18 protein-coding genes and 1 tRNA gene are annotated in these 21,901 nt (G+C 42.0%); 11 read left to right on the top strand and 8 right to left on the bottom strand.

What is annotated here, in order from left to right; genetic code table 11:
• Positions 1–200 precede the first annotated feature (200 nt).
• Positions 201–2,081: a DUF4139 domain-containing protein gene (locus tag DEM91_RS01450; RefSeq protein ID WP_249857645.1), complete on the top strand. Its 1,881-nt coding sequence runs from the start codon at positions 201–203 to the stop codon at positions 2,079–2,081.
• A gap of 544 nt (positions 2,082–2,625) precedes the next feature.
• Here DEM91_RS01450 and DEM91_RS01445 read toward each other — a convergent pair.
• The 3 genes from DEM91_RS01445 to DEM91_RS01435 form a co-directional block, all read right to left on the bottom strand.
• A complete protein-coding gene (locus DEM91_RS01445; RefSeq protein ID WP_025071523.1) occupies positions 2,626–2,943 on the bottom strand; it encodes a heavy metal-binding domain-containing protein in 318 nt (105 codons plus the stop codon).
• A 3-nt stretch (positions 2,944–2,946) separates the two neighbouring features.
• Positions 2,947–3,192: a GlsB/YeaQ/YmgE family stress response membrane protein gene (locus DEM91_RS01440; protein WP_249857644.1), complete on the bottom strand. Its 246-nt coding sequence runs from the start codon at positions 3,190–3,192 to the stop codon at positions 2,947–2,949.
• A 299-nt stretch (positions 3,193–3,491) separates the two neighbouring features.
• On the bottom strand, positions 3,492–3,893 hold the full coding sequence (locus DEM91_RS01435) for a rhodanese-like domain-containing protein (RefSeq protein ID WP_249857643.1): 402 nt from the start codon (positions 3,891–3,893) through the stop codon (positions 3,492–3,494).
• Between the two features lie 436 nt (positions 3,894–4,329).
• Between DEM91_RS01435 and DEM91_RS01430 the strand changes: the two genes are divergently transcribed.
• Positions 4,330–5,256, top strand: a complete 927-nt coding sequence (locus tag DEM91_RS01430) for a magnesium transporter CorA family protein (protein ID WP_008124497.1) — start codon at positions 4,330–4,332, stop codon at positions 5,254–5,256.
• Positions 5,257–5,444: 188 nt separating this feature from the next.
• Positions 5,445–7,430 carry a DUF349 domain-containing protein gene (locus tag DEM91_RS01425; RefSeq protein ID WP_249857642.1) on the top strand — a complete coding sequence of 662 codons (1,986 nt, stop codon included), beginning with the start codon at positions 5,445–5,447 and terminating at the stop codon, positions 7,428–7,430.
• Positions 7,431–7,701: 271 nt separating this feature from the next.
• On the opposite strand, the gene DEM91_RS01420 is transcribed toward DEM91_RS01425, so the two are convergent.
• The 3 genes from DEM91_RS01420 to DEM91_RS01410 form a co-directional block, all read right to left on the bottom strand.
• Positions 7,702–8,427 (bottom strand): nitroreductase family protein, encoded by a 726-nt coding sequence (locus DEM91_RS01420; RefSeq protein WP_249857640.1) that lies wholly within the window; start codon positions 8,425–8,427, stop codon positions 7,702–7,704.
• 74 nt (positions 8,428–8,501) lie between these two features.
• Positions 8,502–9,473 carry a peptide-methionine (R)-S-oxide reductase MsrB gene (gene msrB / locus DEM91_RS01415; protein ID WP_249857639.1) on the bottom strand — a complete coding sequence of 324 codons (972 nt, stop codon included), beginning with the start codon at positions 9,471–9,473 and terminating at the stop codon, positions 8,502–8,504.
• 282 nt (positions 9,474–9,755) lie between these two features.
• Positions 9,756–9,826: transfer RNA gene (locus DEM91_RS01410), tRNA-Gln, on the bottom strand.
• A 182-nt stretch (positions 9,827–10,008) separates the two neighbouring features.
• Here DEM91_RS01410 and rsfS point away from each other — a divergent pair.
• Genes rsfS through DEM91_RS01395 form a run of 3 tightly spaced genes read left to right on the top strand, consistent with a single transcriptional unit; the run spans position 10,009 to position 13,317 of the window.
• Positions 10,009–10,368, top strand: coding sequence for a ribosome silencing factor (gene rsfS / locus DEM91_RS01405; RefSeq protein WP_249857638.1), 360 nt, complete (start codon positions 10,009–10,011; stop codon positions 10,366–10,368).
• A gap of 49 nt (positions 10,369–10,417) precedes the next feature.
• Entirely contained in the window at positions 10,418–12,439 is a 2,022-nt protein-coding gene (ftsH, locus tag DEM91_RS01400; RefSeq protein WP_249857636.1) for an ATP-dependent zinc metalloprotease FtsH, read from the top strand.
• A gap of 14 nt (positions 12,440–12,453) precedes the next feature.
• The gene (locus DEM91_RS01395; protein ID WP_249857635.1) at positions 12,454–13,317 is read left to right on the top strand and encodes a phosphatidate cytidylyltransferase; all 864 of its coding nucleotides are present in this window, start codon (positions 12,454–12,456) and stop codon (positions 13,315–13,317) included.
• A 126-nt stretch (positions 13,318–13,443) separates the two neighbouring features.
• Here DEM91_RS01395 and lpxB read toward each other — a convergent pair whose 3' ends face one another.
• On the bottom strand, positions 13,444–14,595 hold the full coding sequence (gene lpxB / locus DEM91_RS01390; protein WP_195252337.1) for a lipid-A-disaccharide synthase: 1,152 nt from the start codon (positions 14,593–14,595) through the stop codon (positions 13,444–13,446).
• Positions 14,596–14,656: 61 nt separating this feature from the next.
• A complete protein-coding gene (surE, locus tag DEM91_RS01385; protein WP_249857634.1) occupies positions 14,657–15,430 on the bottom strand; it encodes a 5'/3'-nucleotidase SurE in 774 nt (257 codons plus the stop codon).
• Between the two features lie 195 nt (positions 15,431–15,625).
• On the opposite strand from surE, the gene DEM91_RS01380 reads away from it, so the two are divergent.
• The 5 genes from DEM91_RS01380 (at position 15,626) to DEM91_RS01360 (ending at position 21,878) form a co-directional block, all read left to right on the top strand.
• Positions 15,626–16,390, top strand: coding sequence for a ParA family protein (locus DEM91_RS01380; RefSeq protein ID WP_195252339.1), 765 nt, complete (start codon positions 15,626–15,628; stop codon positions 16,388–16,390).
• A 131-nt stretch (positions 16,391–16,521) separates the two neighbouring features.
• Positions 16,522–17,430, top strand: a complete 909-nt coding sequence (locus DEM91_RS01375; RefSeq protein WP_008124520.1) for a ParB/RepB/Spo0J family partition protein — start codon at positions 16,522–16,524, stop codon at positions 17,428–17,430.
• Between the two features lie 9 nt (positions 17,431–17,439).
• On the top strand, positions 17,440–18,195 hold the full coding sequence (locus DEM91_RS01370) for a DUF5683 domain-containing protein (RefSeq protein WP_249857633.1): 756 nt from the start codon (positions 17,440–17,442) through the stop codon (positions 18,193–18,195).
• Positions 18,196–18,235: 40 nt separating this feature from the next.
• Positions 18,236–19,585, top strand: coding sequence for a lytic transglycosylase domain-containing protein (locus tag DEM91_RS01365; protein ID WP_249857631.1), 1,350 nt, complete (start codon positions 18,236–18,238; stop codon positions 19,583–19,585).
• 25 nt (positions 19,586–19,610) lie between these two features.
• Positions 19,611–21,878 carry a RelA/SpoT family protein gene (locus tag DEM91_RS01360; protein ID WP_249857629.1) on the top strand — a complete coding sequence of 756 codons (2,268 nt, stop codon included), beginning with the start codon at positions 19,611–19,613 and terminating at the stop codon, positions 21,876–21,878.
• The last annotated feature ends 23 nt before the right edge of the window (positions 21,879–21,901 follow it).

Here is a 21,901-nt window from a genome sequence, read left to right as displayed (position 1 = left end):
AATGCTTGGTGAATGGTAGCACAACTGGTTTTCGTACTGTTTGTGTTGGTTCAAATGTGTCTAAGGCAACACACGAATGCCAAATTTTTCCCCTGGTTGTGGCTTTTTGTGTTCCACACATAAAAAATTTTCTCTGTAGTTTTGCCCCAATTTGTTTTTTTTCTCTACTTTTGCGAAGTAACAACATTAAACGGAAAGCGATGAAAACCAAGACTTTTATTCTTTTATTGTTCCTTACTGTCTTGTCCATAGGAGCATCGGCACAAGGCCGAATAATGCCCAAACTCGACAAGGTAACCATCTTTTCAAAAGGCGCACAGGTATACCGTCACAAACAAGTGGCCCTGCAAGCCGGCGAACAAACACTCAGTTTCACGGGACTGTCGCCCTACATAGACGTCAACAGCATACAGGTCAAGGCCGGAGGCAACGTGACAATACTTGGCGTCAGTCAGCGATTCGTTCGTCCTGACAGTGCCATGCTTTCCGGGCAGCTGCGTGCTGCCGAAGCTGCACTAAAGAAAGCACGCAACCGCCAGGCTGAGGTGAAAGCCAAGCGAACTGTCATGAAGTCGCAATTAGAGATGGTGAAAACCAACAGTTCCACAGCTGCACGCACTGTTGCGACACCCCTCGAAGCCATCAAGCAGCTCAACCAATATTATTATGACGAAACCATGACCATCAACAAGCGGCTCATCGATCTCGACGAAGAAGAGCAGCAGGCCAACCACAATGTGGAAAAGCAACAAGAAGTTATAGACTCCCTCGCTGGACTCAATACCAAACGGCTCACCGTGATTGATGTCAAGGTTGACGCTCCGCGAGCTTCAAATGCTAACTTCACCTTTGTGTACTACGTCAATGGGGCGTCATGGTACCCCACCTACGAACTCCGTTCTGGCAGCACTGCGGCTCCCCTGCAACTCACCTACAAAGCCAACATCACGCAACAAACCAATGAAGACTGGCGCAACGTGCCCGTCACACTATCGTCGGCCAATCCCAACCGCAGCAATGTGTCGCCCGAGCTAAAGACTTATTGGCTCGACTATGGCCTCGCCGCACCCACCTATGACTTTGGTATAGATAACAATCGCGTCTCTGGCACTATCACCGACGAGGAAGACAATCCCGTCATCGGCGCCACCATCCAAGTGAAAGGCACCACCATCGGCACCGTAAGCGACATCGACGGACACTACACGCTCACGCTTCCCAATGGCAATCGCAATGTGGAAGCGAGCTACATTGGCATGGAAACACAAGTGAAGCAAGCCACAGGAAACCGCCTCGACTTCTGCATGGAGAATAGCAAACTGGCATTGGAAGAAGTGGTGGTCACGGGATTTGCAAGCAAAGACACTAAATCGAACATAAAATTTACAGCTCCAGTGATAAAGGCCGACAGGGAGGTGAAGGCCGAAAGCATCGCTGATGAAAACAGCATGGATGTTAGTTCCACTGCCGCCAAGTTTGGATATGAGTTTGAGATAGGGCATCCGCTGACCATTCTCTCCGACAACAAGCCCGTGAGTTGCCAGATAGGCAAATACCAATTACCCACCACCTATGCTTACAAGGGTGTTCCCAAGATTGACAAGAGCGCTTTCCTCGTGGCTGATGCCACCGGCTGGAACGAGCTGAACCTTATTCAGGGAGAAGCCACCGTGTTCTTCGACAACAGCTACGTGGGAAAAACCATCCTCAATCCCGACCAACAAAGCGATACCCTCCACCTCGCCATGGGGCGCGACAATGGTATCCATATCGAACGGAAACTCATCAAGAACAACACCTCACGCAGACTGCTGGGTAGCAGCAGAGTGCAGACCATGGACTGGGAAATCAGCATACGCAATGCCCGAGCCGAACAAGTGGTCATCAGCATTTACGACCAACTGCCCGTTTCGAGAAATTCAAGCATCACAGTCATGCCTCAAGAACTAAGTGGCGGACAACTCGACAAGCTGAACGGGCAGGTAGTCTGGAAGCTGACACTTGCTCCAGGTGAAGTTAAAAAGCTGTCGCTTGGCTATCAGGTGAAGTATGACAAATACCGTCGTCTCACTATAGAATAAGGAGAAAATTGGAGTACCTGAATTTGAAGGCTCATCTATTCATTGCACACACGCTGGCTGTGTAGGACAAAGAGTTTTAGAATTAGCAACTCATCGCATCAACAGTCACATACCTGTCGCTTTACTACCTTGACTTTTTGATTGATGACGGGTACCCCCAGAAAGATTTATTACATTTCACCATGAAGGCTGAATTCCTCACTCGAAATTCAGCCTTATTTGGTACGCTCGACATGAGCATTATCTAACGGGTACAAGTCCCGAGTAAGTCCTAATAGCGGGAATTAGTCCAAAAAGGAACTCTCTTTTCACACGACAGGATGGAATCCGACAACAGATTAGAAGTGACATATCTCTAAGGGATGGCCGAAACAACTTGTCACACACTGTGAGGTATAAAAGTACGAACTGCCGTATGCCGAAGGGCACGTACGGTGATGTGGGAGGTCAGTAAATGTGAAAGTAGGGGGAAATGCCTTTTACGAGTAACATTTACCTCTTACCCAATTTTCGATTGAAAAGCAATCACTTCCATATAGCCGTGCTATATGACAACAGCCGTGCCACTAACGGCTACCATTAACATACTATTTCCTTCGCCAATGGTTTCGTAATCAATATCTATCCCTACAATAGCGTTAGCTCCAAGCTCTGCTGCACGGTCTTGCATCTCTTGCATGGAGGTTTCTTTTGCCTGTCTTAATACTTTTTCGTATGCATTGCTACGCCCGCCAATAAAGTCACGTATTCCAGCAAGAAAATCCTTGAAGACATTTGCACCGATAATGGTTTCACCCGTAACAACACCTTTATAGGAAAGAATCTTACTTCCCTCAATCGTTGGAGTTGTGGTTATAAGCATGTATTATGACTTTTTGAAAAGAGAAGCTATCCAAAGTAACAACACTGCACCTACCACTGCGGTTCCCAAAGATCCAATAGTTCCGCCCCAAGAGATGTTCAACAGACTCAGCGTCCAACCACCGACAACACCGCCAATGATACCTAAAATCAAATTCCATAAAAAGCCGAAGCCTCCACCACGCATGATTTTACCTGCGATAAAACCTGCTAAACTACCAATAATAATTGATCCAATAAATCCAAACATAATTTCTTTCTTTAATTTAGTATTTAATTAAACCGTCCATAAATACAGAGCACCTGTTTTCTTTGATAATATTTATTCTAAAGAGAAGACACTCTATGGAACGTAAAATTAAGAAGTATCATCTCTACAGTCTAATAACGACAGAAACAGATATCTTTCCTATTTTTACAAATATAATAAAACTTCTTTACTTATGTTAGAATTTTTACATAAAATAACTAAATTTTATAATTCGTGAATCACTCACCTATTATATAGAGAAGAAGTCGCTAACCGCAAAATCTACATTACCGATAGCTCTATCGTTTTGTGTCCGAAGACGCTATTGGTTTGCCAGCTTGCTCCCATTCCAAAATACCACCCTGCAAATTATTGACAGTGAAGCCAGCCTTTTGCAACTTACGTGCAGCATTCAGACTACGCTTTCCCGAACGACAATATACGAATACGGGCTTTTCCGTCGAGAACCTTGCCTGCACCTGACGAAGAAAATCGGGCTGCAGGACATCTATATTGGCAGCATTACCTATCTTCCCAGCCGCAAACTCATCAGCAGTTCGTACGTCAATCAATTGGACATCAGGTGCCTGAATGGCTTTTTCAAACGCATTTGCATTCATCGTATGGATTCCATTCGGCTGAATACATCCTCCAAAAATACTACCCATCATCATGATTAGCAATCCTTTTAATTTGTTCATGTTCATAGATTTATCTTTATTATTAGACTTCAAAGATAGTGATAATTGATGAAACTCACACACCTGAATGCGAATTATTTCACTTTCGCTGTCCTTAGAACTAAAGCAAACACACCTTCTTTTGTGCGGTTTCTGTCTATGCGCCTCACACTCCAACAGTGTCGAAATGCTTTTTCTGTCAGAAAGAAGATAAATAAATTTGCTTTTAGACGGGTCAATATCATATTTTTTCGTTACCTTTGCAAGTGTATAACAAAACATTCCAAAGATGTCTTGAACGAAATAGGAATCACAGCACCTCGTTTAGTTATACAATAGCGAATAATTAAAAAACATATATGGACGATTATCATTCGGAAAAATGTAAACGGAACGTTGAAGAATAGGCTTAAAAAAGACTAATCTTCAGCAACATTAATAATGGAGATTAGTCATCATGAGAACCTATTGGAATACAAACGATATATTACGTCCCATTGAAGAATGGCAGCCAAATTGCTGGATTCAAGTAACTTGTCCTACAGAAGAAGACCAACAGGAATTAGTTGAGCACTTCAAAGTCCCAGATTATTTCTTCCAAGATATTAGTGATACAGATGAGCGTGCCCGCTATGAATATGACGATGGCTGGATGCTCATTATTCTTCGTATTCCTTATGTGAAGGAAATAAGATCGCGGACACCCTATACGACAGTCCCTTTGGGTATCATTCATAAACGTGATGTCACCATTACCGTTTGCTATTACGAAACCAATATGATGATAGATTTTGTGAGTTATCAACAAAAACGCAATTCTGGTTTCACCGATTATGTTGACATGATTTTCCGATTGTTCTTGTCAAGTGCTGTTTGGTATCTAAAACGATTGAAGCAGATTAGCACGTTGATAGAGAAAGCCAAACACAATCTCGATCACGAAGTAAACAACGAGAGCCTGATAGGACTTAGTAGATTACAAGACTCTCTGACTTATTTTATCACTTCGATACGTGGAAATGAGAACTTGTTGGCAAAATTGAAGTTCAAACTACAAGTGGACGAACTCGATGTTGACCTCATTGAGGACGTCAATATTGAGATGACGCAGGCTCGAGAGACAACGAGTATTTACGCAAACATCTTGGAATCGACGATGGATACTTATTCGAGCATCATTAATAATAACATGAATACCGTGATGAAGACGCTCACCTCGGTATCTATTCTCATGATGTCTACCACGTTAGTGGCATCGTTGTATGGAATGAACGTCATCAATGGCATGGAAACTTATAAGTACGGATTTATCGTTGCTATCGGAATTTCAATATTAGTGGCTGTCCTTTCTTGGGCTATTATGCGCTATAAACGCTTTATATAACCCCAAAAACAGCAAAAATTCTACGTTTCTTTAGGAAGTTAGCGTATTTTTATTTAAGTTTGCAACATTGTTCAGCCCTATAAACTAACAAGAATATTATAATAGATAATTGCAATGGCATCGTGATAAGCTATTTGATTGATGCCTAACACTGAAATACCATATCATAAACTTAAAACAGTGAATTGATGGACTCTCAAGAAAACACCCTCAATCAGGGTAATTTAGAAAGCGAAAAACAAGTTGTCAATGCCGAGCAAGCAACCTCTTCTGAGGCTGAAATGGTCAGGGAAGAAACGCCGAGTGATAAGGCTGCTTCGGAAGTAGCAGAAGCGCAAGTTGAGAATGCCTGTGCCTCAAACGAAGAAGTTGAAACTGAAGAAGCTCAAGAAGAAACACCAGAAACGTCTGAAGATACACTCAAAGAGGAAGAGGACGCTGATGATGCAGAGCAAGCTCCGCGCGTTTACCAAAATAAGCAAGAGATTTTAGACCGTCTCAAAGAGATAGCATCGAGCGATGAATACCCTGTAAAGAAAGAGTTAGACCATCTTAAAACGATGTTCTATAAGTTTCACATCGCTGAACGAGAAGCCCAACAAAAGGAATATCTTGACAAAGGCGGGGACCCTGAGTCCTATCAAATAGTACCTGACAGTTTGGAAGAAACTTTCAAGACACAAATGGGAGTCATTAAAGAAAAGCGTGCAAAGATTTTCCAGCAGCAAGAAGAAGAAAAGCAAGAAAACTTAAAGAAGAAAGAAGCTATTATTGAGCAAATCAAAGGCATGGCGACATCGCCCGATCAGGCGAACAAATCTTTCCATGAATTTAAGGAACTTCAACAGCAATGGAAAGAGATAAAGTCGGTACCTGCCGACAAAGCCAATGAGCTATGGCGCAATTACCAGTTGTATGTGGAGCAATTCTATGACTTGTTAAACCTGAACAGAGAGGCACGAGAATACGACTTCAAGAAAAATTTGGAGCTGAAAACAAAACTGTGTGAAGCTGCAGAGAACCTTGCTAATGAGGAAGATGTTGTAAGTGCTTTCCACCAATTGCAAGAATTACATCAACAGTATCGTGAAATAGGTCCCGTCTCCAAAGAATTGCGTGATGAGATATGGAACCGCTTCAAAGCTGCTTCCACTGTCGTCAACAAGCGTCATCAGCAGCATTTCGAAGAATTGCGGGCGAAAGAAAATGAGAATTTAGAAAAAAAGATAGCACTCTGTGAAAAAGCAGAGGAAATTGTAGCGCAAGAAAATACAAAGGCGAAGGACTGGGAAGAGCGTACACAAGAGGTAATAGACCTTCAAGCAGAATGGAAAACCATAGGGTTTGCCCCACAAAAGATGAATGTCAAAATCTTTGAAAGGTTCCGAACAGCTTGCGACCAGTTCTTCACGAACAAAGCTACTTTCTTCAAAGAGATGAAAGAACGCTTTGCAGAAAACGCTGAAAAGAAACAAGCGCTGGTTGAAAAGGCAAAAGCTTTGGCAAATAGCACAGACTGGAAGTCGACAAGTGACAAACTAATTGCACTGCAAAAGGAATGGAAGACTATCGGCATGGTACCCAGAAAACGCGGAGATCAACTGTGGAATGAGTTCAACACCGCTTGCAACACGTTCTTTGAAGCACGCAACCTGGCGAATGCAGGAACGCACAACGAGGAACGAGAAAACTTGGACAAGAAGCGAGACATCATCAAAAAGCTTCAAGAAATGAGCGAAGAAGTGGGTGAAGAACTCCAAGAAAAGGTTCAAGCCTTAGTTGATGAATTCAACCAAATAGGGCATGTTCCGTATAAAGAGAAAGACAGCGTGTACAAAGAATTCCACGACATTTTAGACAAACTGTATAGCGATTTACACATTTCTAATGCACGCCGTCATCTTGATAATTTCAAGAACAATCTTAAAAACGTGGCTAAACGAGGCGACAATGCGCTGGACAATGAACGCGGACGGTTGATGTATCGATACGAACAACTCAAATCAGACATCACTACCTATGAGACAAATTTAGGTTTCCTCAATGCTTCCAGCAAAAAAGGCTCGAGCCTGCTGGACGAAATGAATCGGAAAGTAGAAAAATTGAAAGAAGATTGCGAGATGATTCGTGCCAAAATCAAGGCTATCGATGCAGAAAATAAGAAAGCAGAATAATCTTTATAACGAGAGGAGTTAAAAGGTTAGGCGATTATCAAACAATGATATCTAAAAATCCCAACAGTTCAATGCTGCTGGGATTTTTGCATGTATCTTCTTCATTCGTCGCATTTATCTTGGGAGCTGTGACAGAAATTAAAATTATTCGCTACCACTACATTGCGTAAAGCGCAATCAAGCTGTCCGTTTGTGGTGACAAATCGACCCAACTTCATGAAAACCTCATCATCAAATCAAAGACTTACGAGACATGCGAACATGAAACTACTTATACATGATGATACATTTCCTGAAACGGCAAGCGATAGCGATCGCTCCAAACACCATCGGGTAGGCGGATGCCGCAAGTGATAATCATGTTAATCTCGGAACAATAAGGCAAGCCTAAAGCCTTCTTGACCAACCAACTGTCAAAGCCTTCCACTGGACATGTGTCATATCCCTCTTCACTCATAGCCAACATAAACGTCTGTACTGCAAGGGCACAACTTTTATGAACGGTTATTCGTGTATCTGCTTCGGTCACCTGTTTCACGATGGGATGAAACAAACCGATGACTTGTGCCAAGAGTTTACGCATTAAGCCAAGCAAACCAAAACAACGTGTGTAGAACAAAGGCATCACAAAATCGTAATACAACTTCCATTTCTTGATGCGCTTCTCGTGTTTCTCCGCAGGACTGTTCCGCCTCACATTCTCAATTTCAAAAGCTTTTACAGCCTTGGCATGCGCCCGATGCTTATCTCTTCGAGTAACAAAAACAACCATTTGTTGGGCGGTTGTCGCTGTTTGTTGATCCAACTGTGCATGTGCCAACTTTTTAAGTACCGCAGGATCTGTGACATGATAGCACTCCCACAGTTGCATGTTCGAACTGGTAGGAGCCAATGTAGCTAATTCTAAACAATGTTTTACACGCTCGTTATCTAACGGTTTTGTAGAATCGTAATGCCTTACAGCACGCCTATGATTCAAAATATCTTGTAAACTCATATCTATTAGTTTTATTTCTATTTCAAGAGAAAAATACCCTATCGCTGCTCAACCGATATCTAAAATGTCTTATCTCAATGCTCCAGCAAAATTAGGTATTTTTCATATCCTTGTGCTTTCATTTCTTCTTGGGGAATAAAGCGCAAAGAAGCACTGTTAATACAATATCTCAATCCGCCTCTGTCTTTAGGTCCATCCTTAAAAACATGTCCCAAATGGGCTTGACCTTTGGCACTTCGCACCTCGGTGCGTTGCATACCGTGAGAAGAATCTTGTTTTTCTTCCAAGAAATGCGGGTCAATAGGTTTGCTGAAAGCAGGCCATCCACAGCCTGACTCAAACTTATCGGTACTCAAAAATAGCGGTTCGCCAGAGGTGATGTCCACATAGATGCCTGGTCTAAACTCATCATTGTACGCATTGTCATAAGGACGTTCGGTGGCTGCATGTTGAGTAACCTCGTATTGCAGAGGTGTTAACAACCGCTTCAGTTCAGCATCCGTTTTCTTCACATAACGTGAAGATTCTGTTGTATCTTTGTTGGCAACACGCGCATATGCCATCAAAGCTTGCGGAACATGGCAATATCCACTCGGGTTCTTATCTAAATAATCCTGATGATAGTCTTCTGCAGCATAGAAATTTCTAAGTGGCAGCACCTCAATCTGTAGCTTCTTCGTGTATTGCGTACCGAGTTTTGCCATCTCGGCTTGTATCAAAGGAAAATCATGTGCATCGGTATAATAAATACCTGTGCGATATTGTGTACCGACATCCCCACCTTGTTTATTTAAAGAGGTAGGATCTATCGTTCTAAAATACAATTGTAGAAGCAAAGAAATGGGCAGTATTTGAGGGTTATAAACGACATGTACCGTTTCTGCAAAACCAGTTTGGTCCGTACAAACCTCCTCATAAGACGGATTTTGTCCACGCCCATTTGCATATCCCACTTCGGTGTGGAGAACTCCATTGATTTGCTTTAGAAAGAGTTCCGTACCCCAGAAGCAACCACCTGCCAGGTACAATTCAGCCTGTTCTTTCATATTTGATTCTTTTTCCGTTGCTATTTGTGCTCGCCCATGACAACTCAGCCACAGGAAAGCCAATAACAAACAAGGTATTTGATAACATATTTTTCTCACCCGAGTCAATCGTTTGATGATTTACAAATCTATGGAAAAATTTGAAGCATCGCAAAATTATACACTTAAAAAACATGAAAAGCAACCGTCCTTGAGCACATTTTGTGGATGAAGATAGTGAGAATGCTGTCTTTAGAAAATCAAAAAAGTGCTTTCTACGAGAAGAAAACACTTTAATAAAAGTTGGGATACTCGGACTCGAACCAAGAATGACAGGACCAGAATCTGTAGTGTTACCATTACACCATATCCCAATATTGAAATTACAATTACTAAATTGCGCTGCAAAATTACTATTTATTTTTGAGATGACCATAAGAAAAGACAGTTTTTTCTTAAAAAAAATAAATTTAATCCTTATTTTCTACCTTTTTCGGTTATTTACCATTAACTTTGTGGAATATTATTACAGATAAATTATACTTGATATAACTGAATGAAATCATCAAACCAATTGGTTAAAACTATTACCAAAGGAATTCAAGAGAAAAAAGGACAAGATATCATTATTGCAGACCTGAGTGACATCGATGGTGCCATTGCCAACTATTTTGTAATTTGCCAAGGTAACTCTCCTGCACAAGTAGAAGCGATTTCAGAGTCGGTAGGCGTGACTGTCCACAAAGATTTGAAGGAGAAACCCATCAATGTTGTGGGATTAGGTCTCAATCAGTGGGTTGCTATTGATTTTGCAGATGTGCTGGTACATGTGTTTTTACCAGAAGCAAGAGCGTTCTATGATCTTGAAAACTTATGGGAAGATGCCAAATTGACCAAAATACCAAACATTGATTAAGTTGGCATCAATTTTGATGTCTACTTGCTGTCACTGCTAAATAATAATTATGGACAACAACAAAAATCCTTACAATAATAATAACGACAATCAACCCAAAATGCCTAAATTCAATATGAACTGGATTTATGCATTGGTAGCTATTACCTTGGGTATTCTCATTTTGACCAATGGGGGTAATCTATTATCTGCTCCAAACACCAGCAAAAAAGCTGACTATACAGTGTTTCAGCAATATGTTGCCAAAGGTTATGCTGACAAAGTCGTGATTAATAAAGACAAGAGCACGCTAAAGATGTTTGTTAAGCCTAAATATATCCGTGAGATATTCAAGGCAACAGCCAAGCAAACAGGCACCTCACCCTATTTAGAAGTTGAATTCGGATCTGTTTCTGAATTGGAAAAGTTCCTGATGACTGAACGGCAAGCAGGAAAACTAACAAGGTTTAGCTATGAAAATGAGAGTGGTAGCGAGTTTTGGAATATCCTCATGAATCTCTCGTTCCCCATCTTCCTGATTGTCTTGTGGATTCTATTCATGCGCCGAATGGGTGGAGGAGCAGGCGGTGCAGGCGGTGGTGTCTTCAATGTCGGTAAGAGTAAAGCAAAGATGTACGAAAAGGGTAATGACATTGGCGTTACCTTTAAGGACGTGGCTGGACAGGCTGGTGCTAAACAGGAAGTACAAGAAATTGTTGACTTCTTGAAGAATCCTCATAGATATACTGACTTAGGCGGAAAAATTCCTAAGGGTGCATTGTTGGTAGGTCCTCCTGGAACAGGTAAAACTCTTCTTGCCAAGGCTGTTGCAGGCGAGGCTGGAGTGCCCTTCTTTTCGATGAGCGGTTCGGATTTCGTAGAGATGTTTGTGGGCGTGGGAGCCAGTCGCGTGCGCGATTTGTTCCGCCAAGCCAAAGAGAAATCTCCCTCGATTATCTTTATTGACGAGATTGACGCTGTCGGTAGAGCACGAAGTAAGAACCCATCCATGGGGGGCAACGACGAGCGTGAAAACACTTTGAATGCCCTACTCACCGAGATGGATGGCTTTGGCACCAATAGTGGTGTGATTATCTTAGCTGCCACCAACCGTGCAGACATGTTAGATAGCGCACTGTTGCGTGCGGGTCGCTTTGATAGACAAATCAGTGTCGACCTCCCCGACTTACCTGAAAGAAAAGAAATATTCTTGGTTCACCTGAGAAAGGTAAAGACATCTCCAGACTTAGACATTGACTTTCTTTCCAGACAGACACCAGGTTTCTCTGGCGCAGACATTGCGAATGTTTGTAATGAGGCTGCTCTGATTGCGGCACGGCATAACAAGAAAAGTGTAGGAAAACAAGATTTCTTGGATGCAGTGGATAGAATAATTGGCGGACTGGAAAAGAAAACCAAGATAATTACTGCCAATGAGAAACGTACCATTGCCTTGCACGAAGCTGGACACGCCACGGTATCTTGGTTCTGTGAGCATGCCAACCCACTTGTCAAAGTTTCTATTGTCCCCCGTGGTAGAGCATTGGGGGCTGCATGGTATCTTCCCGAAGAGCGTCAGATTACGACCAAAGAGCAAATGTTGGACGAGTTGTGTGCCCTGTTAGGTGGACGTGCAGCAGAAGAGCTGTGTACAGGGCATATTTCGACAGGCGCACTCAACGATTTGGAGCGTGCCACCAAGACTTCATATAGCATGATAGCGTACGCTGGAATGAGCGAAGTGTTGCCCAATATCAGCTATTATAACAACCAAGACTATCAGTTCCAAAAACCATATTCTGAAACAACGGCGAAGATTATTGACAGCGAAGTATTGAAGATGATTAACGACCAATATGCGCGTGCCAAGCAAATTCTCACGGAACATAAAGAGGGTCATGCCCGTTTGGCAGAACTATTGCAAACTCGTGAGGTGATTTTTGCTGAAGATGTAGAAAAGATATTTGGTAAACGCCCATGGATTAGCCGTTCACAGGAAATCATGCAAGACAATGAACCTAAGTTAGAAGATATGCCAGACGAAGTGAAGGCGGCAGAAGAGGAACATCAACGGGCATTGAAAGAGAGCTAAAATTCTTTACATCCATGACATCAAAACAAAAAAATCTCATCACAAGAAGCATTACTGGTATTCTATACGTAGCCATCATGGTAACGGGCTTTTTACAGTCCGTTAATATGATAGTTGTTTTTGCACTCATCACAGGTCTGGCTACTTGGGAATTTACAGGCTTAGTCAATGAATATAAACACGTAAACGTGAACCGACTTATCACCACTGTTGCAGCTGTTTATTTCTTTTTAGCAGTGGCAGGCGTGAATAGCGGAGCCATTCAAACAAATGCCGTCTTTGTTCCTTATCTGTTGACTATTATTTATCTCTTCATCAGCGGACTATATACCAAGAGCAGTGACAGCGTCAACGACTGGGCATACACAATGCTTTCACAAATGTACATTGCCCTACCGTTGTCCACGATTAACGTTATCGCCTTTAGACAAGCTGCAGATGGGCTGAACTACTATTATTATCTTTTGCCACTAAGCATTTTTATATTTTTATGGACCAATGACACTGGCGCCTATTGCACAGGGTCGCTTTTCGGAAAGCACAAACTCTTTCCTCGCATATCACCCGCCAAAAGTTGGGAAGGAAGCATCGGAGGCGGTATCCTTGTTTTGATTGTAGCTTCCGTTATATACTATATAGAGTCTCAAGGGGAGAACTTATCTGGACTTAATCTCATAGAATGGCTCGGATTAGGATTAGTTGTTGTCGTATTTGGTACTTGGGGTGATTTGGTAGAATCATTGTTAAAGCGCACCTTAGGCATCAAAGATAGCGGCAATATATTGCCAGGACACGGAGGAATCCTCGACCGATTCGACTCATCCCTCATGGCCATTCCTGCTTCAGTGGTTTATTTGTACACCCTCACTCTCTTATAAATAGTGCAGAAAAAAGAGCCTTCTTTCTCAGAAACGAATATAAAAATAGCTTCATGATGATTAGAAGACACACCTATCCCTCTATAGAAATAATAAGAGAGATTGGTTGATAATGCCCAAAAGTTTTTAAGATTCACGATGTTTCCTTAACAAAGAAACCATCAACCGAGCCGCATTATCTGAAGCGATTTCATCACCCAAAGCCATGTGTACTGTCTGATATCCTTCAAGCATGGTTTGACGATGTTCGCCACCTGGCAAGATTTTCCCCAGTTCTGAAATTATTTGAGAAAGCGTAAAGCGATCGGCAAATAATTCAGGAACAATTTCTTGATTTGCAATGAGATTCACTAAAGAAATGTATTTAACGTTAATCATATGGTTAAATGCAAAACGTATGAGCTTGGGAACGGCAGTTTGATAACACACAACTTGTGGTACGCCCAACAAAGCTGTTTCGAGCGTTGCTGTACCACTGGTAACCAATGCAGCAGAAGCATGTTCCAACAAGGGATAAGTTTGATTTCTTACCAAATGCACTTCGGTATTTTCCAATAAAGGTCGGTACACATCTTCTTCAATGGCGGGCGCTCCAGCGATTACGATTTGATAGTTTGAATAACGTTGGGCAGCTTTTATCATGGTCGGCAGATTCGCTTTAATCTCTTGTTTCCTACTACCTGCCAAAAGTGCAATAATGGGTTTTTGATCATTCAGATGATTTTTTTGGCAAAAAGCAGCAAAGTCTTCATGATAGTTTGACTTAAACTGCTTTACCTCATCTGCTGTAGGATTACCAACATAATGAATGGGAAAGTGATGTTTTCCTTCAAAGAAAGCTACCTCAAACGGCAGAATAGAGAAAAGTTCATTGACATCTCGCTTGATTGACTTGATGCGGTATTCTTTCCAAGCCCATATTTTAGGGGCGATATAGTAAAAAATTGGGATGTCCGTATGTGTCTTTATATAATGTGCAATCTTTAGATTAAAACTCGCATAATCAACAAGAATAACAACATCTGGCTGCCATATCAAGATATCTTGCTTACACTGTTTCATGTTGCGATAGATTGTCGGGAGATTCATCAGTACGGGTATAAAGCCCATGAATGCCATTTCACGATAATGTTTGACTAATGTTCCACCAACCTGCTGCATCAAGTCGCCACCAAAGAAACGAAATTCTGCAGCTGGGTCTTCTTTTCTTAAAGACATCATCAAATGCGAAGCATGCAAATCACCACTGGCTTCTCCTACTATTAAATAATACCGCATAAACTACACTTTATTTGAACGCCTCCTATCTTCTGCTTTTTAGACAAACAAGAGGCACGGATTACTCGACTTCCCAATGTTTTATTTTAGACAAAAACTCATAAGCAGTCACATCCATGGTGATGGGTGTAACGGCAACATAGCCATGATTGAGCGCCCATTGGTCGGTATCGGCATTTTCTGGTTCATCATTTTGATACCTTCCCACTACCCAATAGTAATCGTAGGCACGAGGATGATGTGCGGTGACAATTTCATCCACCCATCTTCCATAAGTCATACGGCACACCTTTAAGCCTTGAAAAGATTCTTTTGCAGGGAAGTTAACATTCAAGCAAACACCCTTTGGCAGCCCTTCGGCAAGCACTTTTTTTACTAATTGTACCACATAAGGTCGCAAAGGCTCAAGATTTGCGTCTTCATTGTAATAACAACTGGAGAACGCTATAGAGGGAATGTACTTCAAACATCCTTCCATTGCCACACCCATTGTACCCGAATAATGGGTATTCACCGTGGAATTATCTCCATGATTGATGCCGCCTAAAATAAGAGAAGGCTTCCTATCAGTGCATAACTCACTCATCGCTAATTTGATGCAGTCGACAGGTGTACCGCTACAAGACCATACTGGGGCGGTTCCAATATTATTTCTACGCTTCAAACGCAGATATTCAACCGAAGAGAAAGCACAAGAGAATCCAGACCGCGCATGCTCTGGTGCGCAGACAATGACATCTGCCAAGTCGGAAACCATGTCTACCAAAGCACGAATCCCAGGAGAATGATAACCGTCGTCATTAGAAATTAAAATGAGAGGAGTTTCGTTTAGCATCTTTTTTTATCTTTTATAAAACATCGCAAACAGCTTCGTAAGTTTCCTTAACATAGAAAGTACGTGAGCATTGCCTAATCAATAGGTTTTTACTGATTTACCTACAAAAGTACGAAAAAAGGTTTAAAAGGTGGCTTTCTCAACCAAAATATGTAACTTTGCAAATCAATATTGTCTTAAGAAGGATTCATAGATATGGGAAAAATTATAGCATTAGCAAATCAAAAAGGAGGGGTTGGTAAGACAACCACAACTATCAACTTAGGAGCTTCATTAGCCACACTTGAAAAGTCTGTATTGATTGTCGATGCTGACCCTCAAGCCAATGCATCCAGTGGTTTAGGAGTAGACCTCAAAGAGGTGGACTGCTCAATCTACGAATGCATTATTAACAAGGCTGATGTACGTGATGCCATCTATACCACAGATATTGATGGCTTAGATATCATTCCGAGCCACATTGATTTAGTGGGTGCCGAAATAGAGATGCTCAACCTTGATAATCGTGAAAAAATTATCAAACAAATCTTAGAACCCATCCGAAAAGAATACGATTTCATCTTAATTGACTGTAGTCCCTCATTAGGTCTTATCACCGTGAATGCCCTCACAGCTGCCGATTCGGTAATAATTCCTGTGCAATGCGAATATTTTGCATTGGAAGGAATTAGCAAGTTGCTCAACACGATTAAGATTATCAAGAGTAAACTCAATACCAAATTAGAAATTGAAGGATTCTTACTCACCATGTACGATAGTCGGTTGAGGTTAGCCAACCAAATTTATGACGAGGTGAAACGCCACTTCCAAGAATTAGTTTTCAAGACGGTGATTCAACGAAATGTAAAGCTCAGTGAGAGTCCAAGCCATGGATTGCCTGTCATCTTATACGATGCAGGGTCTTCAGGTGCTAAAAACCACTTGGCATTGGCGAAGGAAATTATCAGCAAGAACGTTTAATTCAAAATAAAGAAGGGGCTAACATTCAAAAAAGGCGAGTTGCACCAAACGAATGAAATGGAGCTTCCTCAATAACAAAGAGACTCCTCCACTAAGATAATTCAACATCAGCATATAAACAATAGATATTCATGGCAGTACGCAAGAAATTCAGCCAGTCGGGAAAAGGTAGTGCTTTAGGGCGCGGACTTGATGCACTCATTTCCACAGATGACATCCAGACGCAAGGTAGTTCAACTATTAATGAAATTCCAATAGAACAAATTGAAGCAAATCCCAATCAGCCTCGTCGCGAATTTGACCAAGAGGCATTGGAAGAATTGGCATCAAGTATTCGAGAAATTGGTATCATTCAACCCATCACCCTACGCCAAGTCGCTACTGACAAATACCAAATTGTAGCTGGCGAGCGTCGTTGGCGTGCCTCACAAATAGTTGGTTTGGAGGCTATACCTGCGTATATTCGAACGATAGACGACGAAACAGTCATGGAGATGGCGTTGGTTGAGAATATCCAGCGCGAAGACCTCAATGCCATTGAAATTGCACTGGCTTACGAAAAACTCATGGAAAAGAGTGGCATGACGCAAGAGAAAGTGTCCAAGCACGTAGGGAAAAGTCGCACTGCCATTACAAATTACTTACGTCTGCTCAAACTTCCTGCACAAGTCCAAATGGCTTTGCAGAAGAAAGAAATAGACATGGGACACGCCAGGGCTTTATTGGCAATAGACAGTCCTTCTCAACAAATCAAACTTTTCAAAGAAGTGGTAAAGAATGCCTACTCGGTGAGGAAAGTAGAAGAGTTAGCTCAACAACTCAAAAATGGAGAGGATTTGCAAACAGCTAAAAAGAAGATGAACACAAAAAAGAGCATGCCAGAAGAATATGACATGCTGAAAAAGCGTTTGTCCTCTTTCTTGGATACCAAAGTTCAATTAACTTGTTCTGCCAATGGCAAGGGGAAAATAAGCATCCCGTTCGCCAACGCAGCAGAATTAGAAAGACTGATGAATATCTTTGATCATCTGAAAGATTAACCGTCGATTGTGAAAATATCCACCGAACATACTTTCTGCGTCATCCAGTATTGTTGCCTACTCATACTGTTGCTTTCCGTTACCAGCGTAAGAGCGCAAGTACCGACCAATGACAGTATCCCTGACAGCGTTCCTCGCATCATCTTAGGCGACGTTGACACTAAAATCATTCCTGCTGAAGCTACGCTTTCTCCTCAAGACACATTGATTTTCAAGGACAATGGGAAAGTAAGTAAAAAGGTTCAGCGAGACTGGAACAAGTGGCGTCCAGACGCAAAAAGGGCGATGTGGCTGGCTATCGTTCTACCCGGAGCAGGACAAATATACAACCGTAAATACTGGAAATTGCCGATTGTATATGGTGGATTCGTTGGATGTATGTATGCTTTGCGTTGGAACAACCAAATGTACCATGATTATTCACAAGCATATATCGACCTGATGGATAATGACCCTCATTCAGAAAGCTACAAACAGTTTCTACATTTGGGTAACCAAATCAATGAATCAAATATAGAACGATATAAAGAATTGTTCCGCAAGCGCAAAGACCGCTACCGAAGATGGCGTGACTTGAGTGTTTTCTCTATCATTGGGGTTTATGCGCTGTCCGTGATTGATGCCTATGTAGATGCATCATTGTCCGAATTCGACATCTCTGATGATTTAAGTTTAAGAATCGAACCCACCATCATGCAAAAGGATGCCATTCACCGACAGCTACTACCTGAAGGATTTGGTATACAATGCCGATTTACATTTTAATGTTCGGACAGAACTATTTTATACAGAAAATATTTCAATAATGAAAAAAACTTGTTTATACATTGCAACTATGCTTGCTGTCTTCTCAACCTCTCTACATGCACAGGTAGTAGATGACAAGACAGAAATCATAGTAACCAACGAAAAAGGAGAAAACGAAACTATTGACCTTCCTGAGGCTCTGACGTCTGAGATTGACAGTCTGCTTCATTTGTACAACACCAAAACCTATCTAAGGAAAGACGCTGATTGTAACTTACCGAATGTCAACAGAACTTACGAGCCTGATGTTTACAAACAACGCTTACGCCGCCTTCCTACGATTATGGAAATGGCTTACAATGACGTTGTCCAAAAGTTCATTGACCGATATACCAACCAACTGCGAAATTCGGTAAGTATCATGCTCGGGGCTTCCAATTTCTACATGCCTATCTTTGAACAAGCCTTAGAGACATACAGCTTACCTTTAGAATTAAAATATCTTCCTGTCATTGAGTCGGGGTTGAATCCCTTAGCCGTCTCACGAGTAGGAGCTACTGGCTTGTGGCAATTCATGTTGGCTACTGCTAAGAACTACGGACTGGAAGTGAACTCACTATTAGATGAGCGTTGCGATCCTATCAAGTCATCGTACGCTGCTGCCAATTACCTAAAAGACTTATATCGCATCTTTGGCGATTGGAATTTGGTCATTGCCGCTTACAATTGTGGTCCCGACAAACTCACACAAGCTATTCACAGAGCAGGTGGAAGCAAGGATTATTGGAAAATATATCCCTATTTGCCGCGCGAAACGCGTGGGTACGTGCCAGCGTTCATTGCTGCCAATTATGTAATGAACTATTATTGCGAGCACAATATCTGTCCAATGACGACCGATTTGCCTGCGAAGACAGATACTATCGTGGTGAGCAAAGATGTACATTTTCAGCAAATTGCCGATGTACTCAAGATGGACAAAGAACTCATCAAGTCCCTCAATCCACAGTACCGTCGTGATATTGTCATTGGCTACACCAAACCTTCTACGCTCAGATTGCCCGTTCCGATGATTAATGCCTTTATTGATCAGCAGGATTCCATCTATGCACACCAAGCTGACATGCTACTTTCCAAGCGCACTGAGGTGAAAGTCAATGAAGATATACCTGCCTTCACGGGCAGTAGAGCGAATATCAACTCCACACGTAAAACCTATTCGTCAAAACGTAGCAAGAGCAGAAAGCACCGCCAGCGGCGCTCCACTAAAAAGACTGTTACCGTTAGAAGTGGAGATACGCTTTCCGAAATAGCAGCACGCAATAATACAACCGTCAAGAAATTAAAGAAATTGAACGGCATCAAGGGGTCTAATATTCGCAAGGGAAAGAAGATCAGAGTTAAATAATCATTGTTTTTGTAAGAAGACGATTATGGATGAGCAAGATATGAAAGATACGCAAAAGCAGGTCGATGAAGATAAAATCATTCAAGACGCATTCCAACACCTGTTAGATACCTACTTAGCTTCACGCCACAGAAAAAAGGTGGATATCATTACCAAAGCTTACAATTTTGCGCGTCAAGCGCATAAAGGAGTACGGCGTCTTTCAGGTGAGCCTTATATCCTCCACCCTATTGCAGTTGCACAAATAGCCTGCGAGGAGATGGGCTTAGGGTCTACCAGTATCAGTTCTGCCCTTTTGCACGATGTGGTGGAAGACACAGATTATACGGTAGAAGACATTGAAAATATCTTTGGTCACAAAATCGCCCAAATTGTCGATGGACTCACGAAGATTAGCGGTGGCATTTTTGGTGATAGAGCATCTGCCCAAGCGGAAAACTTCAAGAAGCTACTCCTTACGATGAGTGATGATATTCGTGTCATACTTATCAAGATATGCGACCGTCTGCACAACATGCGCACCTTACAGTCGCAACCCGCTAATAAACAATACAAGATTGCTGGAGAAACACTCTATATTTATGCGCCATTGGCAAACAGGTTAGGTTTGAACAAGATTAAAACCGAACTTGAAAATCTTAGTTTCAAATTCGAACATCCCGAAGAATATCAGGACATTACCAACAAACTTTCATTTACGAAAGAACAGCGAGAACGCCTTTTCGAACAGTTTACAGGTCCGATTCGAGAGACACTCGACGCCATGGGTGTCGATTATGAAATAAAGGCTCGCGTCAAAAGTCCTTATTCGATATGGAATAAGATGCAAACCAAGCACATTACTTTTGACGAAATCTATGACATCTTGGCGGTTCGTATTATCTTCACACCGCAGGTCAGAGAAGACGAAATTAATGAATGTTTCAAAATATATGTGGCTATCAGTCGCATCTATAAGTCACATCCCGACCGTCTTCGCGACTGGCTCAACCATCCCAAAGCCAACGGATATCAAGCACTGCACGTTACCTTGATGAGCAAACAGGGACGGTGGATTGAGGTTCAAATCCGAAGTGACCGTATGAACGAGGTGGCAGAACAAGGATTTGCGGCTCACTGGAAATATAAGGAAAATGGCGAATACACAGAAGATGAGGGCGAACTCAATGAGTGGTTGCGAACTATCAAAGAGATTTTAGACGATCCGCAACCTGACGCAATGGATTTTTTGGATACAATTAAGCTGAATCTCTTCGCCTCTGAAATTTTTGTATTCACCCCTAAAGGCGAAATCAAGACCATGCCAGCAGGCTGTACTGCACTCGACTTTGCCTTCCAAATCCATACTCTCCTCGGCAGTCATTGCATTGGCGCCAAAGTCAATCATAAGTTGGTTCCGCTAAGTCACAAGCTCCAAAGTGGAGACCAAGTAGAGATTCTTACCAGTAAGTCGCAACGTGTACAACCCTCATGGCTCAATTTTGCCACAACAGCCAAAGCAAAGGGAAAGATTCAAGCCATGCTCAGGCGCGATAATCGCGAGAAACAAAAAGAGGGAGAGGTTATCCTTCGGGCTTGGTTGGAACGAAACGACATGGAGATGACCATGGGTGTACTCAACAAACTGTGCGAATTTCATCATCTCAAAAAACACGAAAGTCTCTTCTTATGCATTGGTAACAAATCGATTATCCTAACCGAAAAAGATCTTGATGAGCTGCAAAACAAAAAGAAGGGTGGAACACCGAGCAAGTGGCTCAAGTATATTCCTTTCATTGGACACGATAAAAAAGGCGAAGAGCAGCAAACGGTTGAGCCTTTAACCATCGAAGATTCCTACAATAAGAAAAAGCCTATCATTATTAACGATAGCAACATCGATTCGCTCATCTTCCCTAATTGCTGTCATCCCATACCCGGTGACGACATCCTTGGCTACATTGACAATCAAAACCATGTGGAAATACACAAGCGCAACTGTCCCGTTGCCAGCAAACTAAAGTCGAGTTATGGCAACAGACTGTTGGATGCGAAGTGGGATATGCTCAAAACAAGGTTCTTCGATGCCACGATAGAAATCAAGGGCATCGACCGAAAAGGCATGCTACACGATGTGGTGGATGTCATTTCGGACGAGATGAATGTCAATATGCACAAGATTACACTCTCCAGTCATGAAAACATTTTCACAGGAGTCATTGAGATAAAAGTTCACGACCGTCAGGAAGTAAAAAATGTTATCAATGGATTGAAAAAAGTAGAAGGGTTACAAGAACTACAACAAATTATGTAAAGGGCGAGTCTATCAATTAGCAT

The sequence above is a fragment of the Prevotella sp. TCVGH genome (genome assembly GCF_023522295.1).
In the GTDB taxonomy this organism is placed as follows: Bacteria; Bacteroidota; Bacteroidia; order Bacteroidales; family Bacteroidaceae; genus Prevotella; species Prevotella timonensis.
This window is presented reverse-complemented; position numbering and strand designations above follow the sequence as displayed.

Excerpts from the sequence above, each read along its gene's own strand:
- DEM91_RS01445 (WP_025071523.1), bottom strand. The coding sequence starts at position 2,943 with ATGCTTATAACCACAACTCCAACGATTGAGGGAAGTAAGATTCTTTCC.
- DEM91_RS01360 (WP_249857629.1), top strand. The coding sequence starts at position 19,611 with ATGGATGAGCAAGATATGAAAGATACGCAAAAGCAGGTCGATGAAGAT.
- DEM91_RS01435 (WP_249857643.1), bottom strand. The coding sequence starts at position 3,893 with ATGAACAAATTAAAAGGATTGCTAATCATGATGATGGGTAGTATTTTT.
- DEM91_RS01375 (WP_008124520.1), top strand. The coding sequence starts at position 16,522 with ATGGCAGTACGCAAGAAATTCAGCCAGTCGGGAAAAGGTAGTGCTTTA.
- DEM91_RS01430 (WP_008124497.1), top strand. The coding sequence starts at position 4,330 with ATGAGAACCTATTGGAATACAAACGATATATTACGTCCCATTGAAGAA.
- DEM91_RS01450 (WP_249857645.1), top strand. The coding sequence starts at position 201 with ATGAAAACCAAGACTTTTATTCTTTTATTGTTCCTTACTGTCTTGTCC.
- DEM91_RS01420 (WP_249857640.1), bottom strand. The coding sequence starts at position 8,427 with ATGAGTTTACAAGATATTTTGAATCATAGGCGTGCTGTAAGGCATTAC.
- DEM91_RS01425 (WP_249857642.1), top strand. The coding sequence starts at position 5,445 with ATGGACTCTCAAGAAAACACCCTCAATCAGGGTAATTTAGAAAGCGAA.
- DEM91_RS01365 (WP_249857631.1), top strand. The coding sequence starts at position 18,236 with ATGAAAAAAACTTGTTTATACATTGCAACTATGCTTGCTGTCTTCTCA.
- DEM91_RS01440 (WP_249857644.1), bottom strand. The coding sequence starts at position 3,192 with ATGTTTGGATTTATTGGATCAATTATTATTGGTAGTTTAGCAGGTTTT.
- surE (WP_249857634.1), bottom strand. The coding sequence starts at position 15,430 with ATGCTAAACGAAACTCCTCTCATTTTAATTTCTAATGACGACGGTTAT.
- rsfS (WP_249857638.1), top strand. The coding sequence starts at position 10,009 with ATGAAATCATCAAACCAATTGGTTAAAACTATTACCAAAGGAATTCAA.
- msrB (WP_249857639.1), bottom strand. The coding sequence starts at position 9,473 with ATGAAAGAACAGGCTGAATTGTACCTGGCAGGTGGTTGCTTCTGGGGT.
- DEM91_RS01395 (WP_249857635.1), top strand. The coding sequence starts at position 12,454 with ATGACATCAAAACAAAAAAATCTCATCACAAGAAGCATTACTGGTATT.
- lpxB (WP_195252337.1), bottom strand. The coding sequence starts at position 14,595 with ATGCGGTATTATTTAATAGTAGGAGAAGCCAGTGGTGATTTGCATGCT.
- ftsH (WP_249857636.1), top strand. The coding sequence starts at position 10,418 with ATGGACAACAACAAAAATCCTTACAATAATAATAACGACAATCAACCC.
- DEM91_RS01380 (WP_195252339.1), top strand. The coding sequence starts at position 15,626 with ATGGGAAAAATTATAGCATTAGCAAATCAAAAAGGAGGGGTTGGTAAG.